The 23,999-nt window shown below is 47.6% G+C and carries 17 protein-coding genes; 10 read left to right on the top strand and 7 right to left on the bottom strand.

Going from position 1 to position 23,999, the window contains the following annotated elements; genetic code table 11:
* Window positions 1–499: 499 nt before the first annotated feature.
* From plsY to aspS, 5 genes are read right to left on the bottom strand one after another with little or no spacing between them, the layout of a single operon-like run.
* Window positions 500–1,123 (bottom strand): glycerol-3-phosphate 1-O-acyltransferase PlsY, encoded by a 624-nt coding sequence (gene plsY / locus B3K42_RS08595; protein ID WP_292598295.1) that lies wholly within the window; start codon window positions 1,121–1,123, stop codon window positions 500–502.
* Window positions 1,120–2,445 carry a ribosome biogenesis GTPase Der gene (der, locus tag B3K42_RS08590; RefSeq protein ID WP_292598293.1) on the bottom strand — a complete coding sequence of 442 codons (1,326 nt, stop codon included), beginning with the start codon at window positions 2,443–2,445 and terminating at the stop codon, window positions 1,120–1,122. Before der ends, plsY begins: the two co-directional genes overlap by 4 nt.
* Window positions 2,445–4,166, bottom strand: coding sequence for a S1 RNA-binding domain-containing protein (locus tag B3K42_RS08585; RefSeq protein WP_292598291.1), 1,722 nt, complete (start codon window positions 4,164–4,166; stop codon window positions 2,445–2,447). Before B3K42_RS08585 ends, der begins: the two co-directional genes overlap by 1 nt.
* Window positions 4,138–5,661, bottom strand: coding sequence for a (d)CMP kinase (gene cmk, locus B3K42_RS08580; protein ID WP_292598289.1), 1,524 nt, complete (start codon window positions 5,659–5,661; stop codon window positions 4,138–4,140). The genes B3K42_RS08585 and cmk overlap by 29 nt, the downstream gene beginning before the upstream one ends.
* Window positions 5,658–7,430 carry an aspartate--tRNA ligase gene (gene aspS / locus B3K42_RS08575; RefSeq protein WP_292598287.1) on the bottom strand — a complete coding sequence of 591 codons (1,773 nt, stop codon included), beginning with the start codon at window positions 7,428–7,430 and terminating at the stop codon, window positions 5,658–5,660. The genes cmk and aspS overlap by 4 nt, the downstream gene beginning before the upstream one ends.
* Window positions 7,431–7,541: 111 nt before the next feature.
* Here aspS and B3K42_RS08570 point away from each other — a divergent pair, with 111 nt between their 5' ends.
* From B3K42_RS08570 to B3K42_RS08525, 10 genes are all read left to right on the top strand, one after another.
* Complete coding sequence (locus B3K42_RS08570) at window positions 7,542–9,275, top strand: S-layer homology domain-containing protein (protein WP_292598297.1); 1,734 nt, start codon at window positions 7,542–7,544, stop codon at window positions 9,273–9,275.
* Window positions 9,276–9,363: 88 nt separating this feature from the next.
* Complete coding sequence (gene asnS, locus B3K42_RS08565; protein WP_292598285.1) at window positions 9,364–10,662, top strand: asparagine--tRNA ligase; 1,299 nt, start codon at window positions 9,364–9,366, stop codon at window positions 10,660–10,662.
* An 8-nt stretch (window positions 10,663–10,670) separates the two neighbouring features.
* Window positions 10,671–11,720 (top strand): Holliday junction branch migration DNA helicase RuvB, encoded by a 1,050-nt coding sequence (ruvB, locus tag B3K42_RS08560; protein WP_292598283.1) that lies wholly within the window; start codon window positions 10,671–10,673, stop codon window positions 11,718–11,720.
* 144 nt (window positions 11,721–11,864) lie between these two features.
* Window positions 11,865–12,683 (top strand): NAD(+)/NADH kinase, encoded by an 819-nt coding sequence (locus B3K42_RS08555; RefSeq protein ID WP_292598282.1) that lies wholly within the window; start codon window positions 11,865–11,867, stop codon window positions 12,681–12,683.
* Window positions 12,673–13,374: a phosphate signaling complex PhoU family protein gene (locus B3K42_RS08550; RefSeq protein ID WP_292598280.1), complete on the top strand. Its 702-nt coding sequence runs from the start codon at window positions 12,673–12,675 to the stop codon at window positions 13,372–13,374. The genes B3K42_RS08555 and B3K42_RS08550 overlap by 11 nt, the downstream gene beginning before the upstream one ends.
* A 6-nt stretch (window positions 13,375–13,380) precedes the next feature.
* Window positions 13,381–17,733: a YjgP/YjgQ family permease gene (locus tag B3K42_RS08545; protein ID WP_292598278.1), complete on the top strand. Its 4,353-nt coding sequence runs from the start codon at window positions 13,381–13,383 to the stop codon at window positions 17,731–17,733.
* 11 nt (window positions 17,734–17,744) lie between these two features.
* The gene (locus B3K42_RS08540) at window positions 17,745–18,362 is read left to right on the top strand and encodes a uracil-DNA glycosylase (RefSeq protein WP_292598276.1); all 618 of its coding nucleotides are present in this window, start codon (window positions 17,745–17,747) and stop codon (window positions 18,360–18,362) included.
* A gap of 9 nt (window positions 18,363–18,371) precedes the next feature.
* A complete protein-coding gene (locus tag B3K42_RS08535; RefSeq protein WP_292598275.1) occupies window positions 18,372–19,316 on the top strand; it encodes an NAD-dependent epimerase/dehydratase family protein in 945 nt (314 codons plus the stop codon).
* Complete coding sequence (locus tag B3K42_RS08530) at window positions 19,279–20,592, top strand: replication-associated recombination protein A (protein ID WP_292598273.1); 1,314 nt, start codon at window positions 19,279–19,281, stop codon at window positions 20,590–20,592. Before B3K42_RS08535 ends, B3K42_RS08530 begins: the two co-directional genes overlap by 38 nt.
* Complete coding sequence (locus B3K42_RS08525; RefSeq protein ID WP_292598271.1) at window positions 20,589–21,149, top strand: macro domain-containing protein; 561 nt, start codon at window positions 20,589–20,591, stop codon at window positions 21,147–21,149. The genes B3K42_RS08530 and B3K42_RS08525 overlap by 4 nt, the downstream gene beginning before the upstream one ends.
* Here the strand turns inward: B3K42_RS08525 and B3K42_RS08520 are convergent.
* Both B3K42_RS08520 and B3K42_RS08515 read right to left on the bottom strand, forming a co-directional pair.
* Window positions 21,133–21,807 (bottom strand): thioredoxin fold domain-containing protein, encoded by a 675-nt coding sequence (locus B3K42_RS08520; protein WP_292598269.1) that lies wholly within the window; start codon window positions 21,805–21,807, stop codon window positions 21,133–21,135. The two genes, B3K42_RS08525 and B3K42_RS08520, sit on opposite strands and share 17 nt — an antisense overlap.
* 4 nt (window positions 21,808–21,811) lie before the next feature.
* Window positions 21,812–22,546, bottom strand: a complete 735-nt coding sequence (locus B3K42_RS08515) for a cytochrome c biogenesis CcdA family protein (RefSeq protein WP_292598267.1) — start codon at window positions 22,544–22,546, stop codon at window positions 21,812–21,814.
* Between the last annotated feature and the right edge of the window lie 1,453 nt (window positions 22,547–23,999).

Here is a 23,999-nt window from a genome sequence, read left to right as displayed (position 1 = left end):
CTTCTTCGCCTTCTTGGCACACTGGAACGAAGAACAAATTCTTTTTCTTGGACGGACAACGTTGTCTGCTGGCACTTACGCGCCAGTGTCTTGGGGAAGAGCCGCTAGCTGATCGTGGTTTTGTTGCGGGATTGTGAGAACCCTACTTTCTGTCATGCCAGACCGTGATTAGGTATCTCGCTCTTGGTTCTTGACCTTACCAAGAACGAAGAACAGATTCCCGCTCTCAAACGAAGGCTTTCTTTCCTTGCCAACCGCCACGCATTCCTGCTACCTAGGGCTTTTCAAGACCAGATCCCGGTTCCAGACCGGGATGACGGCGTTAGGACGACTATTAGTTGGAACAGCTCTTTTGAACAACGATCAGCAATCTTTCATAACTGCCTAAGGGATTTTCTTGCACGACGAAGTCGGAACTGGGCTTTGCGAAGCAAGGACTGGGGTCCGTAGTGAGACTGGCGAAGATGTAATGCTCTCCCAGACTAGCCTAGGTAACTGCCTAACGATCTTGCATTTCATTGTGTTTTCTTCTGAAGGCGGCGATGAGATCGGTCTTTCTCTCCTCACCCCTTAACAGCGCAGCGACGTTCTTCCTGTGTCTGTAAAGAGAAAAACCGAAGAAGGCTAGCATCCATAGACCAACTGCATAGCCTTCAGTCAAGAAGAGAACGCCTGAAAGAATCGCAAGAGCAAGTACCGATGCCAAGGAAACGTACTGCGTTACTAGGACTATAGGAATCCAGATTCCAAAGAAGATGGCGACGTACCAGGGCAGAGTTCCGGAAAGCGTTCCGACTGTACAGGCCACTGCCTTGCCGCCCTTGAATTTCAAGAAGATTGAGTAGCTATGACCGACAGCAGCGAAAAAACCGATCATCATTCCCTCAGCAAGAGAGACTCCGAAGACAGCCCGGGCGATTATTACTGGAATGAAGGCCTTGAGACCGTCAAGGATCATAGCAACGGCTCCCGCGTAGCCACCCATGCTTCTCAATACATTCGTTCCACCGACGTTGCCGCTTCCTACTTTCGTTATGTTCACTCCACGAACTAGCGGAATGATGAAACTGAAGGGTATAGAACCCATTATGTATCCTATGAGTGCGAATAGTACGTACCTCATCTCTTCCTCCTGAGTTTCAAGAAGATTGGAGTTCCGTCGAATGGATCGAAATTCAGTCGAATAGAATTTCTGATTCCTCGCAGATAAGGCTCTGTGAAGAGCGCAGGATCATTTACATTCAGCATTATTATTGGAGGTCGGCTGGCAATTTGAGCTCCGTAGTAGATTTTCCCGCGTTTCTTGCCCTTCCCCGGTGCCGGGGTTCCCTCAGAGTATCTCTGCAAAAGCGTATTGAGGAGACCGGTAGGTATCCTGAGATCTATCTTCTTGGTTACCAGCATTATGTTGTCCAGCAGTTCATCCATACCTTCACCAGTTAAAGTCGAGGCGAAGACAACTGGGCTATAATCTATGAAGTACAGGTCTTGTTTGAAGGTCCTCGACAGCGCCTTTTTCCTTCTGCCATCGACTAGGTCGCACTTGTTGAAGACCGCGATAGTCGCCTTTCCATTCTTTTCAGCAAGGCCTGCGATACGCTGATCCTGATTGCCTATTCCATCGGCAGAATCTATTACCATAATGATGATGTCCGATCTTTCAAGCGCATCTATGGCTCTCATTACGCTGTAGTATTCTACGTTCATTACCTTGACTTTAGACTTCTTTCTTATGCCCGCGGTGTCAATAAAGGTAATGGGTATATCATCAATCACCACCGTTTCATCAACTGTATCGCGCGTTGTGCCGGAAACTTCCGTTACAAGACTTCTAGGACTCCCTACAATCCAGTTGAAGATAGAGGACTTTCCCGCGTTGGGTTTTCCAACAATCGAGATTTTCAGTGCAGATTCATCAATTTCTTCTGTTTCAACCGAATGACCTAGAGCGACCAGACGATCAAAGATCTTGTCCAATAGTATGTCGATGTTCAGACCGTGAGCAGAAGAGACTTTTATGGGGTCACCGAAACCGAGTGAAAAGATCTCATTCCCAACACTGGAGTAGAAGGAATCGAGATTCTCAACCTTGTTGGCAACAAAGACAATCTGCAAACGCTGTTTTCTCAAGTAGTCTGCCAGTTCCAGATCTGCGCTTGTGAGGCCGTTTCTTCCGTCCACCACAAAAAGAATAAGGTCACCCTCGCTCAAAAGCTCGAGGGTGACCTCTTTCATCTTCTCTTCAACTATGTTTTCCGGATTCTCAAAAAGCCCGCATGTATCGACAAGCTGAAAGGTGCGCTGCTGCCAGTCGACTCTTCCCACAGTGAAATCACGTGTTACACCGGGAATATCATCTACTATGGCTCTCCTGCCACCTACAAGTCTATTGAATAGAGTTGACTTTCCTACATTTGGTCGTCCAATAATAAGGACGGTGGCCACTAGAGGCTTTCTCCTTCTTCCTCAAGCTGATTCTTGATCATTTCTCCGAGGCTGTTGGAGTTGACGGTTCTGCTTCCATTTTCGTTTAGATCCTTTAGGACCTTTTCGGTCTCGGCTGCTTCTTTGTCTTTTATTAGCTGCCTTATCGAAACAACCATGTTTCTCGTGTCGTTATCGGGATCGTATACCAGTCTGATTATTTTGAATTGATCGTGCCTGCCTACTTTTACTGAGTCTTCGATGTTTTCGGTTCTCTCCAGAGAGACCTGAGAAACTGGTAGAAATGCCTCTACTCCGTAGGAATCGATCATTATTATCGCGCCGGACTTCGTCAGTCTGGTGACAGTGCCGGTAACGTGATCACCAACAGAAAGCTCTTCGGAAACCTTTTCCCAGGGATCGGAAGTGGCCTGTTTGATACTCAGTCTCATTCTTCTGTTTATCCTGTCTATGGAAAGTATCTTGGTATCTATTTCGTCGCCTTCTTTTACCACATCTTCTATCCTGTCTACGAAGTTCCACGAGACTTCCGAGACCGGCACAAAGCCAGAGACATACTCTTCCAGCTCGAGAATAACGCCAGTGGGAAGGACCTTCGCCGTCTTGGCCTTCAGGATGTCACCTTCCTTGTATTTGTCTTCAATGCTTTCCCAGGGATCGCCCATCGCTTCTCTGTATGAGAGAGAAAGCGTTCTCTTCTCTTCGTTTATCTCCTTGATGGTTACCTTCACTTCGTCTCCAACTTCTACAACGCTCTTCAGATCCTTCTTTACATTTCCCCAGAAGACCTCCGAGATGTGGACAAGACCCTCCACTCCAGGCTCTAGTGAGACGAAGAAGCCAAACGGCGCAATATTCTTCACAGTGCCAACGACAGTCGAATCGACCTCGTACCTCTCGCTGAGTGTCGACCAAGGATCCTCGCTCATCTGTTTCAGAGACAGCGATATCTTCTTTTCTTTTTCATCTATGCCTATGACCTTTGTCTTCACTGTCTGACCGGGCTTGAGAAGATCACTTATTCTTACACTCGCATCCCAGCTCATTTCCGAGGCAGGAATCAGCGCGGTCACGTTGTCGTTCAGTTTGACGAAAGCTCCAAAGTTCTTTATCGACTCGACCGTTCCTTCAAGTTCCTGACCGACCTCAATAGTCTGGAAGTAAGCCTTAATTGCCTCTTCCTGGAATGCGCGAAGCGAAACAACCACATTGATGCCGTTTCTCTGCCTCTTGAATCTTATGACTTTGAACTTCAGAGTTCCTTCAGGTGCGGGGTCGCCCTTTCGAATTCCAGATTCGGAGCCGGGAAGAAAGGCCGGGACACTCTTAACCAACCTTACGTTGTATCCTGCGTTCGTCTCGGAAACAATCTTTCCGTCTATCGCTTTGCCTTCTCTGTAAGCCTTTTCCACCTTGCTAACTGCCTGTCTAGCGTGTACTCTTTTCTCAGAGACCGTACTTCTGCCTTCCTCTTCGTTGGTCTTTATGACCATGACCTCTATCTTATCTCCAACGTTGTACTCTTCAATATCATTTACCAGCTGGTCCAAGGGAACGAACCCATCGAGCTTCCCGTCCATTATCACCATCAAGCCGTCTGGCTGGACGGAGAAAACCTCTGCATCCTTTCTACTTCCTTTCCTTACTGAGGAAACATCCATCTGTTCAAATATCTCCTCCATGCTCAGGTTTTCATCTTGCCGATTCATTTTCTCTTCCATTGTCGGTTACCTCCCTATTATTGTCTATGTAATCCAGTATCTTCTGGATTTGTTCGTACGGAGTTGATGTGCCGCTAATCAGAGCAACCTTCCCCATATCGCCTCGAGGAAGATCCTTCAAATCTGTCACGTGAAGTGCCTTCTTACCTAGTCTTTCAACTATCTTAACGAGTTTCTTTGTATTAGAGCTGTTTCTTCCACCGATCACTATAACCGTGTCGGAAATTCTTGCCAGTCGCTCCGCTTCAGATTCTCTCTGTATAGTGACTTTACAGATCGTATTGTACACGGTCACCCTTTCTCCAAGTCTGGACTGCACAAACGAAGCGAAGCTATCAAAATCGACGCTACTCATCGTTGTCTGAGAAACGATAGCAACGCGTTCTTTGCCCTCTAGCTTTTTCAATATCGAGTCGTAGTCTTCTCCGGGCTCCACTATCAAATAGTCCTTCAGTCTACCCGAAAGAGCCGTGACTTCGGGGTGATTTTTCTTCCCGTATACCAAAACAAAGTTGCCTTGCTGCTCGAGATCGACTGCCAGGCTAAATACATTGTACACTATAGGACAAGTCAGGTCTATCACTTCAACGAAAACACGCCGTAATTTCTCTTCAGATGCAGGGTCGATTCCGTGTGCTCTGATTATCACGACTCCCTCATGCCTTTCAGAGAGAAGGCTATCTTCAATCACTTCCAGGCCCAGTTCCTTCAGATCGTTCATTACCTTTTCATTATGGACGATCTCCCCAGTCGCGTAGACCTTCTTGCCGGATTTAAGAAGCTTTATCGTTTCGCTTACGGCCCTGTCCACCCCGTAGCAGAAGCCGACTGACCTTGCAAGCCGGACTCTCTGTCGTCTCTCGGCAAGGGAAACGATCGCGGATACAACTTCATCTACGCTAAGGTTCGTCGTGTCAAGCACTATAGCATCGGAAGCAGCCTTTAGAGGAGCAACGGATCTAGTCGAGTCGTTGTGATCCCTTCTTTCGATCTCTGCGAGAATCTCCTCAAAATCTGCTTCGACGCCGCTCGCATTCAGCTGAGCAAGTCTTCTCCTTGCCCTTTCTCTCGCGGAGGCCGTAAGAAATATCTTCAGCTCCGCTTCCGGAATGACAACAGTTCCGATGTCACGGCCCTCCATAACTACGTTTCCTTGTTTTGAAAGATTTCTCTGTTGCTCCGTAAGAAAGTCTCTCACATAAGAATATTTGGCAATGTCCGAAGAGAGAAGAGATACCTCTCTGGTCCTTATCTCTTCTCCCAGGGGATTTCCATCGAGTGTGATTCCTGAATCAGAAAGCGAGAAGTAAGTATGGCTCATTAGGTCGGCCATTGACTTGCGATCCGAAAAACTCACATTGGCTCTCTTTGCCTTCAAAGCAAGCGCCCGATACATTGCACCGGTGTCGATATATACGAAATCAAGACTTGAAGCGACTAATCTCGCGACGGTTGATTTGCCCGATCCGGCAGGTCCGTCAATCGCAATCCTCAATTTTGATCCCCCGCATCTCTAACCTGGAGCTTTAGAAGATCCAGTTGCTTGCGGGAAACCTCGGAGGGGGCAGATGTCATCAAGTCTGCGCCACTGGCCACCTTTGGGAAAGCAATAACCTCTCTTATCGACTGAGCGCCGACTATTATCGCAACGATCCTGTCCAGACCTGGAGCGATCCCGGCATGCGGGGGCGGGCCAAATTTGAAAGCCTCAAGAAGATAACCGAACTTCTCCATTGCCTCTTCACGCGTAAGACCTATGAGATCGAAGACCCTGCTCTGAATGTCTCTTCTGTGTATTCTCACAGATCCGCTGGCAACTTCGTATCCGTTGAGAACCAGATCATAAGCCTTGGATCTAACTCTTAGCGGATCAGTTTCTGCGTACTTTTCGAGATCTTCGAGGTCAGGCATGGTGAAGGGGTGATGTTCGGCCTCAATCCGCCCTTCCTCCGAGTTGTAGGAGAACATCGGGAAATCAGTCACCCAAAGAAAATCGAAACCTTCGACTTCGAACTCTTCCTCTCGGATGATCTTTCCCCTAATCTGGCCAAGGGCCTTCGAGAGTGCAGCACTTTCTCCAATACTAAAGAGGATGAGGTCTCCTTCTTCCGCCTTCAGCAAAGAGCTCACTTGCGCAAGCTCGGTGGGACAGTGCTTCAAAACCGATGATTTCAATCCATCGTTCTCCACCTTCGCCCACATAAGACCGCCCAATCCACTTTCTTTAGCAAAGACGGTGTACTCGTCCAGTTTCTTGCGGGAGAATCTTTCTGCCTTCCCTTTCACGAGAAATCCCTTTATTCTTTCCTCTCTATTGATTGCGTCACCGATAACTTTGAAAGTCGTTCCCTTGAACAAATCGCTAATATCTTTGATTTCCATTCCGTATCTCGTATCTGGTTTGTCGCTCCCGTAAAGGTCGATTACCTCTTCGTAAGTGAAACGCTTGAAGGGGGGTTTTATCTCAGCAGAGGCCGCTTCATGAAAGGCATGCTTCATCAAGCCCTCTGCCATCGAAAAGACGTCTTCTTCGTCTGCAAAGGACATCTCAACATCTATCTGAGTGAACTCCGGCTGTCTGTCCGCTCGAAAGTCTTCATCCCTGAAACACTTCGCAATTTGATAGTATCTGTCAAAGCCGGAGACCATAAGCAGTTGTTTGAAAATCTGAGGTGATTGGGGAAGAGCGTAGAACTTTCCGGGCTTCAGACGAGAGGGAACCAAAAAGTCTCTTGCTCCTTCGGGAGTGGATTTGCCGAGAATCGGCGTTTCAACATCGACAAACCCGTTCTTGTTCAAGTATTCCCTCACGGCCTGAACGAATCTGTGCCGCGTCAGCATGTTTCGCTGCATTTTAGGGCGCCTGAGATCCAGGTACCTGTAACGAAGATGCATCTCCTCGGAAGACTCTTCGTCAATATTTATGTAAATCGGCGGCACTTCGGCGTCCGAGAGAAGCTCCATTTCAGAAGAGAGAATCTCGATCTCTCCCGTGGGAAGTTTCCGATTTATCGCGTCGTCAGGTCTCCCTCTTACCGATCCAGTTACCGTGATGCAAAACTCGTTTCCTAGCTTTAGGGCATGGCTGTAAAGCACCTCGTCTTGAGGATCAAAGACGACCTGCGTTATACCATATCTATCTCTAACCTGAACGAACTTGATTCCACCAAGATCTCTTATACGGTCAACCCAGCCGTTCAAAGTTACTGTCTTGCCCGTGTCGGAAGCCCTCAATTCGCCACATGTGTGCGTTCTCTTCTTCAACTCCAACACCTCCCACAGAGATAATATTACCACGTCAATTTCTAGGATGGAATCCCGATTTGTGGTAGAATCATTTAGAATATTTCCTTCGGGGAGGTGTAGAAATTGAAAATGAAACTTTTACTTGCCTCACTGCTTATTTTCGGTCTGGCATTCACTTCAGCGGTAGCTGCCGTCAACTATGTTGACGTCAGTTCAAATCACTGGGCGTATGATGCGGTGATGAAACTATCTGACCTGGGTATTTTGTCGGGAATTGTACAGGCTGATGGCAGAACTTACTTTAATGGTAACGATCCGCTGACAAGATATCAAACAGCTGTCATGCTCAAGAAAACTCTGGATTACGTTGAATTGAATTTCGCGATGCAGGGAACCGTACCTCAGGTCGGCGCGGTAGACGGAACGCTAATGTCGCGACTTGAGGCTCTCGAACTTGCGTTGACCGATTCCACCGGAAGATTGATCGATACCATGGATCTTCAACTGAGAATAACGGCTCTGGAAAACAGAATCGCTTCACTTGGCATTTCGACGAACGGAAGCGTATCTCAGAGCACCGTAGAGTCTCTTCGACAGCAGATTATGAAATTCGTCGAAGATCTTTCGTTCACGACAAAGAAACTCGACACTCTTGCTGGCGACATCCAGAATGTGCAGAACAACATGTCGAATCTTTCCGTTATGGAATCGAAAGTCAACGACGCAGTCAGGAGAGTCGACACGCTGAGTGGGAACATCAGTACTATACAGAGCTCTCTCTCTTCAAATGAAAGAGCGATCTCTACTCTGGACTCCACTGTTAGGTCACTTTCCAACTCTCTCAGCGACTATGATGCAAAGCTCAGTACAATAACAAACAGAGCTTCTACCAACGCTATGGAGATCGCGTCAATTAAAGAGTCAATGGCAACAATTTCCGGCGACATCTTGAGTGTAAGAGATCTTCAGAATAAGATAGCTTCTCTAGAGAACCAGATTGCAAATGTGAAGCTCCCTTCAGAAGCGACCAGCAAGCTCGATGAGCTTTCGGCGAGAGTGAACACGATTGCTTCGGACTACGCGAAGATCGGCGATTTGCAGAATTACGTCACGAGGACTGATCTGAAGGCTAACCTTAACCTTTACGCGGGCGTAGATGAACTTGCTAAAGTCAAGAACAGCAATGAAGTACTCACAAAGGACATCGAGAACCTCAGGAATGATTTCTCTTCTGAAACGGGGATCATCAAGGGTGACATTGGGAATCTGCAGAGAAGCATCAATGCAATAAACGAGATTGTTACTATTCATGAGAACGAGCTCGCTTCTCTAAAGTCCTCTGTGAGCACTGTCTCTTCGCTCAGGAGCGATCTGAACGCACTTAATTCAAAGTTCAACGCTCTCACAGACCAGCAAGCAAAGGATTTCACTGCGAATCAGGCAAGTCTTGCCGATCTTGAGGCTCGAATGAACGAAAGCATGGATATGCTCAATGTCTCAGTCGAAGCAAGTCTTTCCAGGATTTCGCTTGGAATGGATACGGTGAATACGCAGCTCGGCAAGAATGAAAGCGAAATCAAAGCGCTTAAGACGAGAACGGATTCACTGGAATCAAGACTAAACACCACGGTGGTCAACCTTGAGAGATACCTCAGGATCAGTGACCTTGAGACTCAGCCTGTGATCGTCAATCTCTCTGACAGAGTTGCCGAGATAAACAGCGCGACAATCGATGCTGCCACAAAACAGGACGTTGAAGCTCTCCAGAAGAAGACTTCACCCTGGTTGATACTCTCTACAGTAAGTTCGCTTGCTGCGCTTGGTATTTCTATCTGGGTTCTTATTGACTCAGGCATAATATAGTAGAAGAGCTATCGTAATGATTGACCCGGGGTTTAGCCCCGGGTTTTTGCTATAATTGAAGCTGACGAGTTCTTGCTGGAGGTGCTTGATGAAAGTCGCAGAAATTTCTTCACTTGGAAAACTAATAGATGAGCGTGTTCAGATTAGGGGTTGGATCAGGAGAAAGAGATCGAGTGGAAAGATTCAGTTTCTCTTTCTCAGAGATGGTTCGGGCTTCGTTCAGGCGATCGTTGAGAAGTCAAGCGTCCCTGCAAGCGTGTTTCAGGCAGCCGCCTCTTTGAAGATGGAGTCGAGTCTGATAGTTACCGGACTTGTGAAGGCAGAGGTGAGGGCACCGGGTGGTGTCGAGTTGCTGGTGGAGGATCTCGAGATAGTTCAGATTCCAGAGAAAGACTTCCCAATCAACAAACCCGATCATTCAATCGACTTCCTTATGGACAACAGACACTTATGGCTAAGAACCCAGCGGCAGACGCATGTCTTGAGGATTCGCCACGAGATTATTCGAGCCGTCAGAGAGTTCTACAATGACCGCGGCTTCATCCTCGTCGATACACCTATCTTCACCGGTTCTATTGGGGAGAGCGCGGGAAATACCTTTGAAATCGACTACTTCGATTATGGAAAGGCCTATCTCGCACAGACGGGGCAGCTCTATCTTGAAGCTGCAGCTATGGCTCTTGGAAAGGTCTACAACCTTGGCCCCACTTTCAGGGCGGAGAAATCGAAGACGCGAAGACACCTTATAGAGTTCTGGATGAACGAAGCCGAAGTTGCTTATTACGGCCACGACGACAATATCAAGCTGCAGGAAGACCTCGTTGCTTACGTAGTTAAAACGACCCTCGAGAGAGCCGGAGAAGATCTCAAATCAATCGGAAGAGATACATCAAAACTGGAGGAGATCGAGACTCCCTTTCCAAGGATTACTTATGACGAAGCAGTGAGACTTCTTCAAAAGAAGGGATTCGAGATAAACTGGGGAGAAGACATCGGCGGGGATGAAGAAACTGCGATTGCAAATGAATTCGACAAGCCGGTCGTTGTAGAGCGCTATCCGAGAATGATGAAGGCCTTCTACATGCAGCCCGATCCCGAAAGACCAGATGTTGTTCTTTGCGACGACATGCTGGCCCCTGAAGGCTATGGAGAGATAATCGGAGCCTCTGAGAGAATTCATGATAGAGATTTGCTGATTAAGAGAATCGAGGAATACGGTCTGGATGTTTCATCCTATGACTGGTATCTCGAACTACGCGATTACGGTTCTGTTCCCCATAGCGGTTTTGGAATGGGAATTGAAAGAATCGTAGCCTGGATTGCCGGTCTCGAGCACATTAGAGAGGCTATTCCCTTCGCAAGAACGCTGTATAGGATTCATCCGTAGGAGGTCTTATGGAAGAGGAACGTTTTCTTACTCCGGGCGAGGTACGGGAAGATAACTCAATTAAGAGCCTGAGACCCAAGAATCTTAAGGAGTATATCGGTCAGTCCCAGATAAGGCGAAGATTGCGAATTGCCATCGAAGCGGCCAGGGTGCGTCATGAGGCACTTGATCATGTTCTGCTTGCCGGGCCTCCCGGACTGGGGAAGACGACACTCGCCCACATCATTGCAAATGAACTTGGGAGCGAGATCTATGTCACCTCGGGGCCGGTAATTGAGAAGCAGGGTGATTTGGCAGCCATCTTGACGGGACTAGAGCGCGACGATGTACTTTTCATAGATGAGATCCACAGGTTGAACAGAAGCGTTGAAGAGATTCTCTACTCGGCGATGGAGGACTTTCAACTGGACATAATGATCGGGAAGGGTCCTAGCGCGAGATCGATCCGTCTAGATTTGAATCCCTTTACACTCGTCGGAGCCACAACGCGAAGCGGCTTCATAGGTGCTCCATTGAGGAATCGTTTCGGAATGATACTCGAGATGGAGTTCTACCCCGACAAAGACTTGAAACAGATAATCATCAGATCGGCCACTCTTTTAGGAACTTCGATAAGGGAGGATGCAGCCCTTTTACTTGCAAGAAGGTCGCGTGGTACTCCCAGGATAGCCAATAGATTGCTTAGACGGGTACGGGATATAGTAACTGTTGAGGGTGAAAACGAAATTACTGTGAATACCGTCGAGTCGGCAATGACATTGCTCTCCATAGACGAAGAAGGCCTTGATTCAATGGATAAGAGGTTGCTCGGGGTCCTGATTGAGAGCTATAATGGGGGACCGGCAGGTGTAAAGGCTATTGCAGCCTCAATTGGAATCGAACCTGAAACAATCAGTGAAGTTTACGAGCCTTTCTTGCTTCAGAGCGGCTTCCTGGTCCGGACAAATCGGGGCAGGATGGTCACCGAAAAGGCATACCGGCACCTGGGACTTCCTCTAAAGGGGAAGACCTCCGAACTGTGGAACTACGTCGACCAGAGAGACGAGGCAGAGGAATAGAATGGATGCCTCCTCTTGTAGGAACCGAAGGAGTGAGAGTTCCGACTGGTCTATTGAGTTCCCAGGCCTTTGCAGTTCGGAAGAGCGTTTATCATTATTTAACGATTTTCGCAGTCGTTTCTTAGTAATTACGGGGTGAGAGTTATGAAGGCAGCAGTTTTCTACAACAAGACAAGAATTTCTTCCGAGACGTTAGATTGGCTTTCAAAGGAAATCGAATCTCATGGCATAGAGACTTCGCTTTGTGAGGACGGAATCTCGTGTTTGCCGCTAGAGGCCGAGGTTATCCTCACCTTCGGAGGAGACGGAACCGTCCTGAAGGCAATACCGATGGCAATCATGAATGATCTCCCTGTAATGAGTTTCAGGGTGGGAAGTGTGGGCTTTCTGGCTGCCTTTGAGCTTAGCATGCTTCATACGGTGCTCGATCTCTTACTTGAAGACAGACTACAGAGTATCAGGAGAAATGTGATGGAGATCAAGATCGGAAATGCTACTAGATATGCGCTCAACGACTGCGTTGTTGAACGTTCTTCACCGAGCAGAACTGTCTCTTTCAACATCAACATTTGTGGACAGAGCAGTTATTCGGTTGTCGGCGATGGAGTAATCTTCGCGACAAATACCGGTTCAACTGCCTATGCAATGGCAGCGGGTGGAGCCCTTGTCGATCCCGATGCGAGCTGCTTTCAAGTTACACCTATTTGCCCTCACAACCCTTTTGTTGGATCGGTAGTTCTTGCGGCGACAAGAAAAGTCAAATTGGAAGTGAGACAAGACAAAGGCTTCCCTCTTGAAGCCTACATAGATGGTAGTCTCATATCTAAAATCAGGACAGGGGACAGGATCGAAGTCGGCCTTTCAGAGAAGAGCGTTTCTCTTCTGCGTGAAGGGAGCTTCGACTTCGTCGCTCTGCTGAAGAAAAAGCTGGCATTTGGGGGGCGTCTACGAGATGATATCTAAAGTCGGCCTCGAAAGAATCGGCAACTTGAGGATCGAGATCCTCAGAATGGCCAGATATGTGCAGAGCATATTCAACAAGACAGCCGTAGCAGTTCTCGAGAGAAATGAACACCAGGCAAGAGACGTGATCTATTCGGACTCTGTCATAGACTATCATCAGGTGGAGTTGCAGGCGATGATAATTGGGCTTACGGGTATATTGACTCCGACTGGCAAAGAGCTGAGGCTTCTTACCCTCTCGATGAACATTGTGAGCACGCTTGAACGGATAGGCGACAAGTGTGTCTTCATTTGCGAGAGAAGTCTCTCACTGACGAAGAGGCCGCCGATCGGTTATCACGAGAAGCTAAAGACTATGTTTGAATTGGTGTCGATAATGGCGAAGGGCGCGATCGACAATCTAGTCGATCCTTCTCTGTCTGAGGCAGTCAGGCTATGCAAGAACGATGACTTTGTTGACAGGATCCAGGAAGAGGTGAAGGTAGATCTCGTCAAATACTGCGAGGAGTCGCCTTCGATAATCAGCAGAGCGCTTGACCTTATGATGATTTTCAGTGCTCTCGAAGAAATCGCCGATCTATCTACAGAACTGATGGAAGCTGCTGTATATATTGATACTGGTAGATATTATAGATGTGTAAACGATAACTTTCAGCCTGTCGATTTCGGAACCCAGAATGGCGAGAGGTGATTCTTCTTGAAGACTCTTTTGAAGTACATAGGAGCTCAGGCATTAGGTGCGATTTTTGTGGGTCTTGCAGGGTTTATAATTTTTGTTAGTCTGGAGTTGCTTTACTACCTCTCGGATTTGATTATCAGGTATAAGGTCGGAATCGACAAGCTCTTCCTCTTAATCTACTACAACCTTCCTGAGTTCATAGTTCTTGGAATTCCCGTTGGAATTCTGCTCGCAATTTTCTGGGTGCTCTCGAGAATGCGTTCCGATAACGAACTGATTGCTCTTCAGACGCACGGGATCTCTCTTAAGCGACTGGTAATACCCTTCTTGCTGATAGGAGTGGTTTTCAGCGGATTCGCTTACCTGTTGAACGACTATCTTGTTCCCACGGCCTCCACTAAGGCTAGCGAAGCGATGGCAAGGTTTGTTTATAAACAGCCCGAAGTAACCCTCAAGGAAAACGTCTTCATGCAAGACAGCCAGGGAAGAATGATCTACGTTAGAAGAATAGATCAGAAAACAAAGGAACTAAAAACCGTCTCGATTTATGAAATGTCGAGAGGCCAGGTAACGTTGACCACGGCAGAAAGTGCAGTTATCTCATCAAACAAGTGGATACTCAGCAACGCGAAGATCTACCAGACGGATGCTTCCGGATTTCTCGGTGTGGAGATGCAGTTCGATACGGCAGAGTTTGAGATTGACGATGATATCGAGCGCTATCTTGCAAGTTTCAAGTCACCTAAGGAGAAGACTAGCGCCGAGTTGAGAGAAGACATACAGGCCTTCAAGAAGACAGGTATAAATACTTCATCTCTTGAAGTTGCTCTTCAAGAAAAGTATTCGATGTCGATAGCTCCGCTTGTCATAGTTCTTCTTGGAGTACCTGTTTCGCTGATGTTCAATCTTCAGTCGAAATCCTGGTCCGTGATACTGACTTTTCTTCTAGTAGTCATATATCAGGGTTCTGGAGCCTGGCTCAGCGGCATGGGAAAGGAAAACCTAATCAACCCTTCTCTGGCGCCCTGGATACCAAACATCGTCTTCTCTATCCTTGGCGTAGTGATTTACTCGCTTATAGATACAAAGGCAAGCTACAGACTGTCGGAGTTTTTCACTAGAATACTCAAAGTATCGGCAATTTTATTGATACTGCTGGTTCCCGGTCTGCTTCAGGGGTCGGATATAAGGATCGTTGGAGGTACAATCGTAGGAACGAAGAACGGAAGGGAAATACTTCTTGGTGACGGTGTTACTGTCGAATATGTCAGCGACACAATGACCGCCACGATTGAAGCTTCCAATGCCTCAATTCTTAACGTCGATTCGACTCCCGAATCGATCTCCTTCTGGGGAAACGTGAAGATGTTGAGCGACGAGACCACTATTCTTTCGGATAGACTGATTCTAGATCTTACCAATGAACGAGTCGAAAGTATACAGGTTTTTTCGCGAACGGAAATTGAAGTCCCTGCGGCAAGAGGCGACACATCGAAGACTGGCTCCAAGGTTCCACTCTATGTCTACGGAGACTATGTACAGTCTACGATAGAAGCATCGCCGACAATGAACATGAGCGAGGGGTATGTAACGACTTGCGACCAGGAACATCCGCATTATCGCTTCAGAGTCTCATCGGCCGTTGTGGTGCCGGGAAAGGGCATGTCCGTTCAGAACTTGTTGATGTATATCGGCAACGTCCCGGTTTTCTATCTGCCGGCCTATTACTTCCCATTAGATGATCCCGATAGAAGACCGTTTGATGTTGACCTGAGCGGTATAGCCGATGCCGAGACAAGGATCACGGTTAGGTATCTCGAACTCGACTGGCTGCTACTTCAGGGGACTTGGTACAGAAACTGGATGTCAACCGAAGACGCCTTTACCGCAAAGTCTGTTCTCTACACTCCTTTGGGAGATATAGAGTTGTTTGGGCAGTTCGGACAGCAGAAGGAAACGAGCTACGGCGCATATGTGCTGCTCAAGCCTGTTTTTGAATTGCTAAGAATTCAGGGCGGTGCACTATATCTGACCGGCCCCTCGCTGAAAGAGCTCCAGACTCCCTTCAGTGGAATAAACCTTGGGGAGAGTATTGTGAAGAACAAGGTTACTCAGCTTGACCCATTCGCCGTGAAGGAGTCATTAAATGCCACCGAGATGCAGCTTGCGTACGTTCAGCTTCTCTCTCCTGAGGATTGGGAACTGGAGCTCGATGTAATCGGCGCATTCGCCAGGTACGATGACAAGAACCTGTGGATGGTCAACCTGCAGAACCTGACTGTACCGTCTGATGATAGTATCGATGCAGGCTTCTTCAAGTTGAGCACATCGGAGTTCAGGGTCAACGGACTCTTCGGTCAGAGATATATAAATCCGAATATTCTCTACTCGTTGAGGACCAAAGCCTCTGCCGTCAAGACGGAAGGTGTCTTGTTCGGCGCCGATATGTCGGTTCAGTCGTTGAACTTCACTTTGGCTTCAAATGCGGCAACTATCACGGAGCTTTTCATGCCTTCAAATATGGAGGACTTCGTGCTCGAGGTCAACAAATACCTTCTTGCTCTCGGTAATCTGAAGATAGGCGGAGATATCAAGAGCACATTCGACGCATCGACGACTGAGCTAAACATAACGATGCCTGCCGATAACAAAGGTATAGGCCGCAACTATCTTACTTTTGCCTCGGAAGACGGCAAACTGAAAATCAACAGCAGATACGCGCTGGACTACAACTCTGAACACGAGAAGAATAAAGATAGGTTGTTCTGGATTGATCCCTTCGACATTCTTTATGATGGATTTGTTTCGATTGAATTGAAGTTCTATTTTGAATCGAGGTACGACGGTTCCTTCAAGGTAGAGGGAAAGAAACTGCGCGTTTACAAGGATATAGAATTGTACAAAGGAGAGTGGGGGCCACTTTCGCTCGGCGTTGTTCTGGAACCCGCCTACGAAATGGCCTTCTTCTATGACTCAGATGAAGCCTGGAAACTCACGAAGAACGAGATTCCCGTAACTCTAAAGAATGAACTGACCTTCAGACCTTTTGACTGGTACTACATCGGAATACAGTACAATCCCGTTCTTACGTACGATTTTATAAACCAAGAATGGCGTCTCGATCATCCCGGAAAGCTTTTGACCGGTATTGAAACTGAAATCCTTAAGGCTGATTATATTCTTGAACTGGATTACGAAGAGCTGGTTGCCAGTCCCACTGAGATGAACTGGCTCGGTAAGGGACTTCTGAAAACAGAAGGAGAGGTAGAGTTCTGGGGAATGAAGTTTGGCCAGAAGACTGAGACAATCTTCATGCCTGTTACTTCCAAAGCATCCGAGACGTCCTACACCCTCACTTTTGATTCAGAGGTTTTCTCTCACCAGACCGAGAGCAAAGTGTACTGGCAGAGCGGGGATAAATTCGACGATTTCGTAAACAAGGAGAGATTGACCCTCGAAATCGCTAACGAAACAAAACTTGAATTCACTCTCGACTGGACGTTCGATGCCTCACCCAATGTTGCTGAAGATGAAAGAATGCTAAAGGATCTGGTCTTTGGTTCCTCTATCAAGATCAAAGATTTCGCCTCGCTTGGAGTGAAGTTCAGATATCCTTATCTTTCAGGCTCAAGAAAGATATACGACAGATTGAAGTTTGAGGTCAATGATCTCTCGGTGGGAGTAGTCTCCTGGAGGGCCGCTTCACTGGACTTCACGACGGATTTCACGAAGTTTGATTCAAAGTACAAGTATCCCGAAAAGTACTTCACTAAGTCAGAGTCTCAGGCTAGATTCCTGATATGGCAGTCGACACGGCTGACGATTTCAACTCTCTCAGTCGGTGAGTACTTTGTCGCGACCTCAACGGCGTCTGAAACCGGGTATTCTGCATACTCCTTTGGCATATCTAACGTCAAACTCGATAATAAAACTGTGCTTGGGGGTAGAACGGCGAAGTTCGAGGAGTTTGGACTCTCTATGGAACTCCGTATGGCTGAGGATTACTACTTCACAATGCACGTTAACGAACTTTTCTTCCCGATGGGCTCGCTCTCTGATACTCCAGGAGTTCTCAACAGGCTCTCTCTTGGAATAGACGGAAGCGGAAGAAGAAGTTTCGTCGAGATTGGGACTTATGCCGGAGATATTTCTCAGTGGGATGAATCAACCTCGAAGATTTCACCGATGTACTTCGATCTGCACTGTATGGCCCTGGAAGTAGTACTGAGACTTAACTTCGGAAGTGAAGTCAACACGATCCAGGATACTGTTGAGACAATTGCTTTGAAATACTATATTAAGGAACTGAAGGATAGGTATTTCGTGATCGGCCTTTATAAAGGCGCTCCGTTCTTCAGATTCAGATTCTGAGGTGAGAACTGTTGACTGACTACGTAAAGAGAAAGGAGCTTCTTCTGGAGCTCAACTCTAAGATAAGTGATTGCAATCTCTGCCCGCTTAGCTCCTCGAGAACCAACACGGTCCCTGGAGAAGGCTCGATCGAAACACCTGTAGTGTTTGTGGGCGAAGGACCGGGGGCAGACGAAGACGCTTCCGGCAAACCTTTTGTGGGAAGGGCCGGCGAACTGCTTACGAGGATACTGGAATCCGTTGGGCTTTCGAGGCAAGATGTATTTATCACCAATATTGTGAAGTGCAGGCCTCCAAAGAATAGAGTGCCGACGACCGATGAACAGAGGGCATGCTCAGCGTATCTACTCTCTCAGCTGGCAGTAATTAAGCCAAAGGTCATTGTCGCATTGGGCGCGACAGCACTATCATATTTCGTGGCTCAGGACGGAATCCAAATCACCAAAGTGAGAGGACAGCTCTTCGACTGGATCGGAGGAGTAAAGGTCTTTGCAATGTTCCATCCCAGCTATCTTCTTAGGAATGCTTCAAGGGCGCCGGGTTCACCGAAGAGCTTGACCTGGGAAGACATTCAGAAAGTCAGAAAGATGTACGATCAGCTGCTCGCAGGAAAGGAAATCAACATATAGGAGGAAAGCATGGCCGAAAACTATTTGGTTACTGGAGGAGCAGGATTCATCGGATCACACGTTGTAGACCACTTGATTTCAGCTGGAAAGATACCCATCGTTGTGGACAATCTATCGAGTGGAAAGATTGAGAACTTAGATCCTCGAGCGCTCTTCTATGAACAGGACATAACAGACGTCGAAATGATGGAAAGAGTCTTCATGCTCCATAAACCGACCGCTCTCTTCCATCTGGCCGCTCAGATAAGCGTCTCCAAATCGGTTAGAGAACCCGAAGAAGATGCGATGATAAATATTATTGGCTCGCTGAGGCTTCTGAAAATCGCGGCAAAATACGGAATCAAGAAGGTTATCTTTTCATCTACGGGTGGCGCGATCTACGGCGACGACGTCAAGAAGATTCCAACCGACGAACAAGAGCTTCCCAAACCACTTTCTCCGTACGGTATCGCAAAATTCTCAGTTGAAAACTACCTTAGATTCTTCTCCAACGAAATCGGTATGAAGTATATGGTCCTCAGATACGCCAATGTCTACGGCCCGCGACAGGACCCTTACGGAGAGGCAGGCGTTGTCGCGATCTTCTCGGAGAGGATGCTTCGCGGTCAAGAGGTTGTTATCTTCGGGGATGGGGAATGCGTAAGAGACTATGTATTCGTTAGTGACGTCGCTAAGGCGAATCTTCTGGCACTCGAGAAATGCGAAAATGAAATCGTGAACGTTGGAACGGGAACAGGAACGTCGGTAAATGAATTGTTCGCGAAAATGAAGAATCTAACAGGTTATTCTAAAGAAGCGGTTCACAAAGAATCCCGGCCAGGTGATCTGAAGAAATCGATCCTTGATGCAGAAAAAGCAAGATCCTTGCTGGATTGGGAGGCTTCTGTGAACCTGGAAAAGGGGCTTGAGAGAACAATTGAGTATTTCAGAAACGAACTGGTCTCCTCTCAGTGAGAGGCTTAGGCCAAGAGAGTTTGATGACGTTGTAGGTCAGGAGCACTTAACTGGAAACAAGGGGATTATTCGCGGAGCAGTTGAGAGTGGCAAGCTGTTTTCTATGATTCTATATGGTCCTCCTGGAACAGGAAAGACGACGATAGGCGAAATCATCAAATCGAAGCTTGGAAACCGATACCATTTTGAATTCTTCAGTGCCAGTCTTCAAGGAACGGGCGATTTGAAGAAGCATTTCGAACATGGAGAGAGACTGAAGAGGGTCGGCCAACAACTCGTGCTTTTCGTCGACGAAATTCATCGGCTGAACAAAAGTCAGCAGGATGTCTTCCTTCCAGTGACCGAGAAGGGTCTTATAATCCTTATCGGCGCCACAACGGAGAATCCCAGTTTCGAGGTCAATCCCGCTCTTCTCTCGCGCTGCAGACTTGTTATTTTGAAAAATCTAAAGCAAGAGGATATTGCCAATCTTCTCAGAAAGGCAATGGTGAAGGACAGTCTTCTGAGAGAGTCATGTGTAAAGGTCAACGAAGACGTGATCGATGTGATTTCTCAGAGCAGCGGAGGCGACGCCAGAATAGCACTGAACCTACTAGATACTCTCGTAGAAAGCGCCGCGGCACTAGACAGACCCGTCCTTGATTTGGAAGTCATGAATGAACTCTCTGTACTCCCATCGGGAAGGTACACGAAGAAGGGAGAGGAACATTATGACTTGATCTCTGCATTCATAAAGAGCATGAGAGGGAGCGATCCCGATGCGGCTCTTTATTACATGTTAAGAATGCTTGAGGGCGGAGAGGATCCAAAATTCATAGCAAGGAGGATGGTCATCTTCTCTTCTGAGGATATCGGCCTGTCAGATCCGATGGCGCTGGTTGTTGCCAATGCTGCCTTTGAAGCCGTGAACAATGTTGGCTTGCCGGAGTGCAAACTTAATCTTTCAGAGGCCGCGATCTATCTTTCGGTGGCCACAAAAAGCAACAGAACCTACAGCGCAATGTCAAAGGCACAGGAAAGCGTAAAGAAGACTCCCAACCTGGAAGTTCCGTTGAAATTGCGCAATGCCGTAACGAAAGTGATGAAGGAAATGGGATACAGCAAAGGCTACAACTATCCTCACAGCTCGGGAGGCTTTTCAAGGGAGTTCTACCTGCCCGAATCAATAAAGGAGGAAGTCTTTTATGTTCCAGGAGAAAGCGGCAAAGAGAAACTCGTTCTTCAAAGACTTAGATCGTTATGGAAGGGCATGAAGAATTACCCGGAGGAAAAATGAAGAGTTTCATTCTCGAAGAGGGACGAGTCGTTCAGCTTGAGATTTCGGATATTACTGAACAGGAAGTTGACGTCATTGTCAATGCGGCGAACGGTTATTTGAGGCATGGGGGAGGCGTAGCCGGAGCGCTTGTAAGGGCTGGTGGAAAAGAGATACAGCTTGAGAGCGACGCCTATGTTCGCGAGAACGGCCCTCTGGAAATTGGCGAGGTGGCCGTTACAGGAGCCGGCTCTCTTCATGCAAAGAAGATAATCCACGTATTCGGCCCACAATATGGTGAGCTCAATCTCGAAGAAAAGCTCTACTCTTCGTTTGCACACGTACTAAAAAAAGCTGCCGAAATGGAAGCCGTTACGCTCGCCACTCCGGCAATTTCTACAGGGATTTTCGGGGTTCCGGTATCTATTTGCGCAAATCAATTTCTAAGGGCCGTTGGCGATCATCTATCCGAAAATAAATCCACTTCTCTGAAGCTAATTAAGATGTGCCTGCTCGACAAGAAGGCTTACGATGAGTTCCTTTTGATCGCACTCGATTATTTCAGTTCAGTAGAATAACCCTAAAAACTCCCTCTTCCAGAAGCTCCTCGGCCGTTGACTCGTCCCTTGTTAACCATACAGTATATATGTCAACGTCTTGACCTTCATATTCAAGCGCGATGGGATCGTTCTCCAGGACATAGTTGTACTCTTCTTCAGTTACCCGCACTATCTTTGCATTACCTATGTAATCTGAAGTCTTGCTGCGGAAAACGTCGAAAGTTGTCGACTCATATGCCTTCTCTCCAATGAAGCGGAGTATCGGAACGAAATCTTTTGCGGGGACAAAGCCCGGCAAATATGTCAGGAGAGCTCCTTCAGTCGTGAAGAACCATAGTGTCGGCGTTCCCCTAATCTGGAAGTAGGCGTAAAGGTCATTATATGTCATTCCCTTCAATCCCTCTCCAACCATGTAAGAAGCCGTTCCGGGATTGCTTTTGTAAATTTGAGAAAATACAAAGCCCGCTCTCAGCAAATCTTGAACAGTTTCGTCTGAAAGCGTCTCCTTCACAAACTTGACGCAGTAGACACAGCTGGTGTCAGAGAACATGACTATGGCCTCTTTGTCTTCGATCTGAGCAAGTTTTAGAGCAGTATCGAAATCGTCCAGCATTCCGGAATAAGAGAAAGCCATAGCGGGTAGAACCAGGATAAGCACAAAGATTATCTTTTTCATTAAATCAACCTCCAGTTGAGAACTGTAGTAAGTTTAGGTTTCCTGTCATAGTTAGAAGTCCCGCCGCAAGTAAAACAACAAAGACCGCCACCTTGACAGCCTTCCTCCATTTGCTCTCACCGCCAAATGAGATATTAGAAGTCAGTTTTGCCACAAGACCGCTGAGCGTAAGGAAAGGTATGCTTAGGCCGAGCGAATAGACTAACAACATAAGACCGCCCTCGCCAATTGCGGATTGATTGGCTGCCAGAACGAGAATCGATCCGAGTATAGGACCGGCACAGGGTACCCACACGAGACCGAGTACTGCCCCCAAGACAAAACCGCTTACAGCCGAACCACCAAACTTCCAAACGTTCAAATTCACTCCCTTGAGGCCTATTTCAAAGAGATAGAGGAATGCGAAGAGAATGAAGAGACTTCCAGAAATGATGTTCATCATGACTACATTCTGCCTGATAAACGTCCCAAGCCCCGTTGCTCCGATTCCAAGTATGAAGAAGAAAATAGACATTCCCAGGGTGAAAAACGCTCCCCTTATAAAACGAGCCTTCGCATTGCTCGCGCCACCCATCAACACTCCGAAGAAGACCGGAATCAATGGAAGGATACAAGGAGAGAAGAAAGAAAGCAGTCCCCCTAGAAACGCGCTGCCGTAAGTGACACTGGTTGTTACGATTGGACTGATCATTGGTGATAAACCTAGAGTTCCCGTTGCCGCAGAAGTCAATTCATTCATTTTACCCCTCCCGGGTATAGTATAAACTATTTCGATTTTCCATGCAAATGAAATCTTTGTGAAGTTCTCAGGCCAGTCACCCTTTGCAGGGGAAAAAAGAGCGGGTGAGAAGAGCGGGTTGATGGGATCGGGTTACGAAATTCGGGTAACTAGGAGCGGGTTATCAGAACCGCGTTTTGAAGAGCGCGATGCTGAATCAAGTTCATGACGGATTGTTGTGTTCTTCAAGATTACCAGATGCTTTCATTCTTTGTGAGTAGTCATGCCGATCATGACTTAACGGATATCCATCACTCTGTCATCCCGGACAGCGATCCGGGATCTGGGTTCTTCTCTTAAACGGGGAACGGTTCCTTGGCCTTCATCAGCTGACAGCTCTCGCCAGAGTTCAGCGACGAGCGAAAAGCGAATCTTAGATGCGAGATCCCGTATGGGAGCACTACGGGATGACATTGGTAGGAAATTCAATTAATCTCACATCTCGTTGTGCTAAGAAAAGACCGTCCTTGGTCCTTAGTCCAAGACCCTGGACCCGTCCTTCGAAAAATCCGAAGCAGAAGTGAGTCTACAACAGAATTCTAGACGCAATGCGCCGAAGACCACGCCAGGACGCAAGGCTCGCTTCGCGGGGAAAGATCCTCAAAGCCAGTCCGCTAACACAGGCCGATCTTCTTTATCTGTCATCTCATTCAAAATTATATTCTTCTTGTAGGGGCGAACGGCCGTTCGCCCGAAGAGGGGAAGCCCTCTCACAGGCGCAAGGCAGAAGGCAAAAAGCGGTCGGTCCGCTGTGCAGGCCAGGCACTTCGGTGGCCAGTCTTTGCTTCGCAAAGGCCAGTTCCGACTTCGTCGGGCTAAAAGAGCCGCTTGGATAAGAAACGCTGAAGGCTGTATGCTGGAAAAAACGATTCTTCGACACTTTGTGTCAAAGTTCTTCGTAAAGGGCCACGAGATAAGGAGACAGGGCGAGACGGTGCTCTCGTCTTCTCGTGAGCGCAGCGAACTCTCGTAAATGCTCTTTCTCGGCTCTTTGCAGCGATCAGCGGTTCTCAAATACGGGATCCCGATCAGTACCCCCAAACAGAAGCATATTGGGGCAGGCTCAACGGGATGACAGTGCGGGGATATATACCGGATGATACAACTTGATTTTGGGGCAGGGGACTCTCCCTTCACGTCATCTTGGCGTGCTTCTGGCCAGGATCTAGATCTTGGTTTTGATCTTGGCCAAGAACGAAGAACAGATCCTCGCTCGGTGAGTAGCCCAGGGGGATTTCACCCCCAGGCTCTCTCAGAACCGGACTTGAACCTCTCGATTCATCCGGCTCCCATTATCCAGCCATATAGAATATCCCCATTGTCCAGTGTACAAATAGATGAGGCTCCCTGCGAGCGAGAGCTTTTAGCCATTTACTCGCTTTTGTGAGACCTCTCCTTTTCTTGTACTTGTTTC

It is taken from the genome of Mesotoga sp. UBA6090, from assembly GCF_002435945.1.
GTDB lineage: Bacteria > Thermotogota > Thermotogae > Petrotogales > Kosmotogaceae > Mesotoga.
The sequence above is the reverse complement of the archived record's forward strand: the minus strand, read 5'-3'. Positions and strand labels throughout refer to the sequence as shown.

What these genes read in the sequence shown, in the direction of transcription:
- B3K42_RS08520 (WP_292598269.1), bottom strand. Translation starts at nt 21,807, where the DNA reads ATGAAAAAGATAATCTTTGTGCTTATCCTGGTTCTACCCGCTATGGCT.
- plsY (WP_292598295.1), bottom strand. Translation starts at nt 1,123, where the DNA reads ATGAGGTACGTACTATTCGCACTCATAGGATACATAATGGGTTCTATA.
- B3K42_RS08515 (WP_292598267.1), bottom strand. Translation starts at nt 22,546, where the DNA reads ATGAATGAATTGACTTCTGCGGCAACGGGAACTCTAGGTTTATCACCA.
- B3K42_RS08525 (WP_292598271.1), top strand. Translation starts at nt 20,589, where the DNA reads ATGAAGAGTTTCATTCTCGAAGAGGGACGAGTCGTTCAGCTTGAGATT.
- B3K42_RS08570 (WP_292598297.1), top strand. Translation starts at nt 7,542, where the DNA reads ATGAAACTTTTACTTGCCTCACTGCTTATTTTCGGTCTGGCATTCACT.
- B3K42_RS08585 (WP_292598291.1), bottom strand. Translation starts at nt 4,166, where the DNA reads ATGGAAGAGAAAATGAATCGGCAAGATGAAAACCTGAGCATGGAGGAG.
- ruvB (WP_292598283.1), top strand. Translation starts at nt 10,671, where the DNA reads ATGGAAGAGGAACGTTTTCTTACTCCGGGCGAGGTACGGGAAGATAAC.
- B3K42_RS08555 (WP_292598282.1), top strand. Translation starts at nt 11,865, where the DNA reads ATGAAGGCAGCAGTTTTCTACAACAAGACAAGAATTTCTTCCGAGACG.
- asnS (WP_292598285.1), top strand. Translation starts at nt 9,364, where the DNA reads ATGAAAGTCGCAGAAATTTCTTCACTTGGAAAACTAATAGATGAGCGT.
- B3K42_RS08550 (WP_292598280.1), top strand. Translation starts at nt 12,673, where the DNA reads ATGATATCTAAAGTCGGCCTCGAAAGAATCGGCAACTTGAGGATCGAG.
- B3K42_RS08535 (WP_292598275.1), top strand. Translation starts at nt 18,372, where the DNA reads ATGGCCGAAAACTATTTGGTTACTGGAGGAGCAGGATTCATCGGATCA.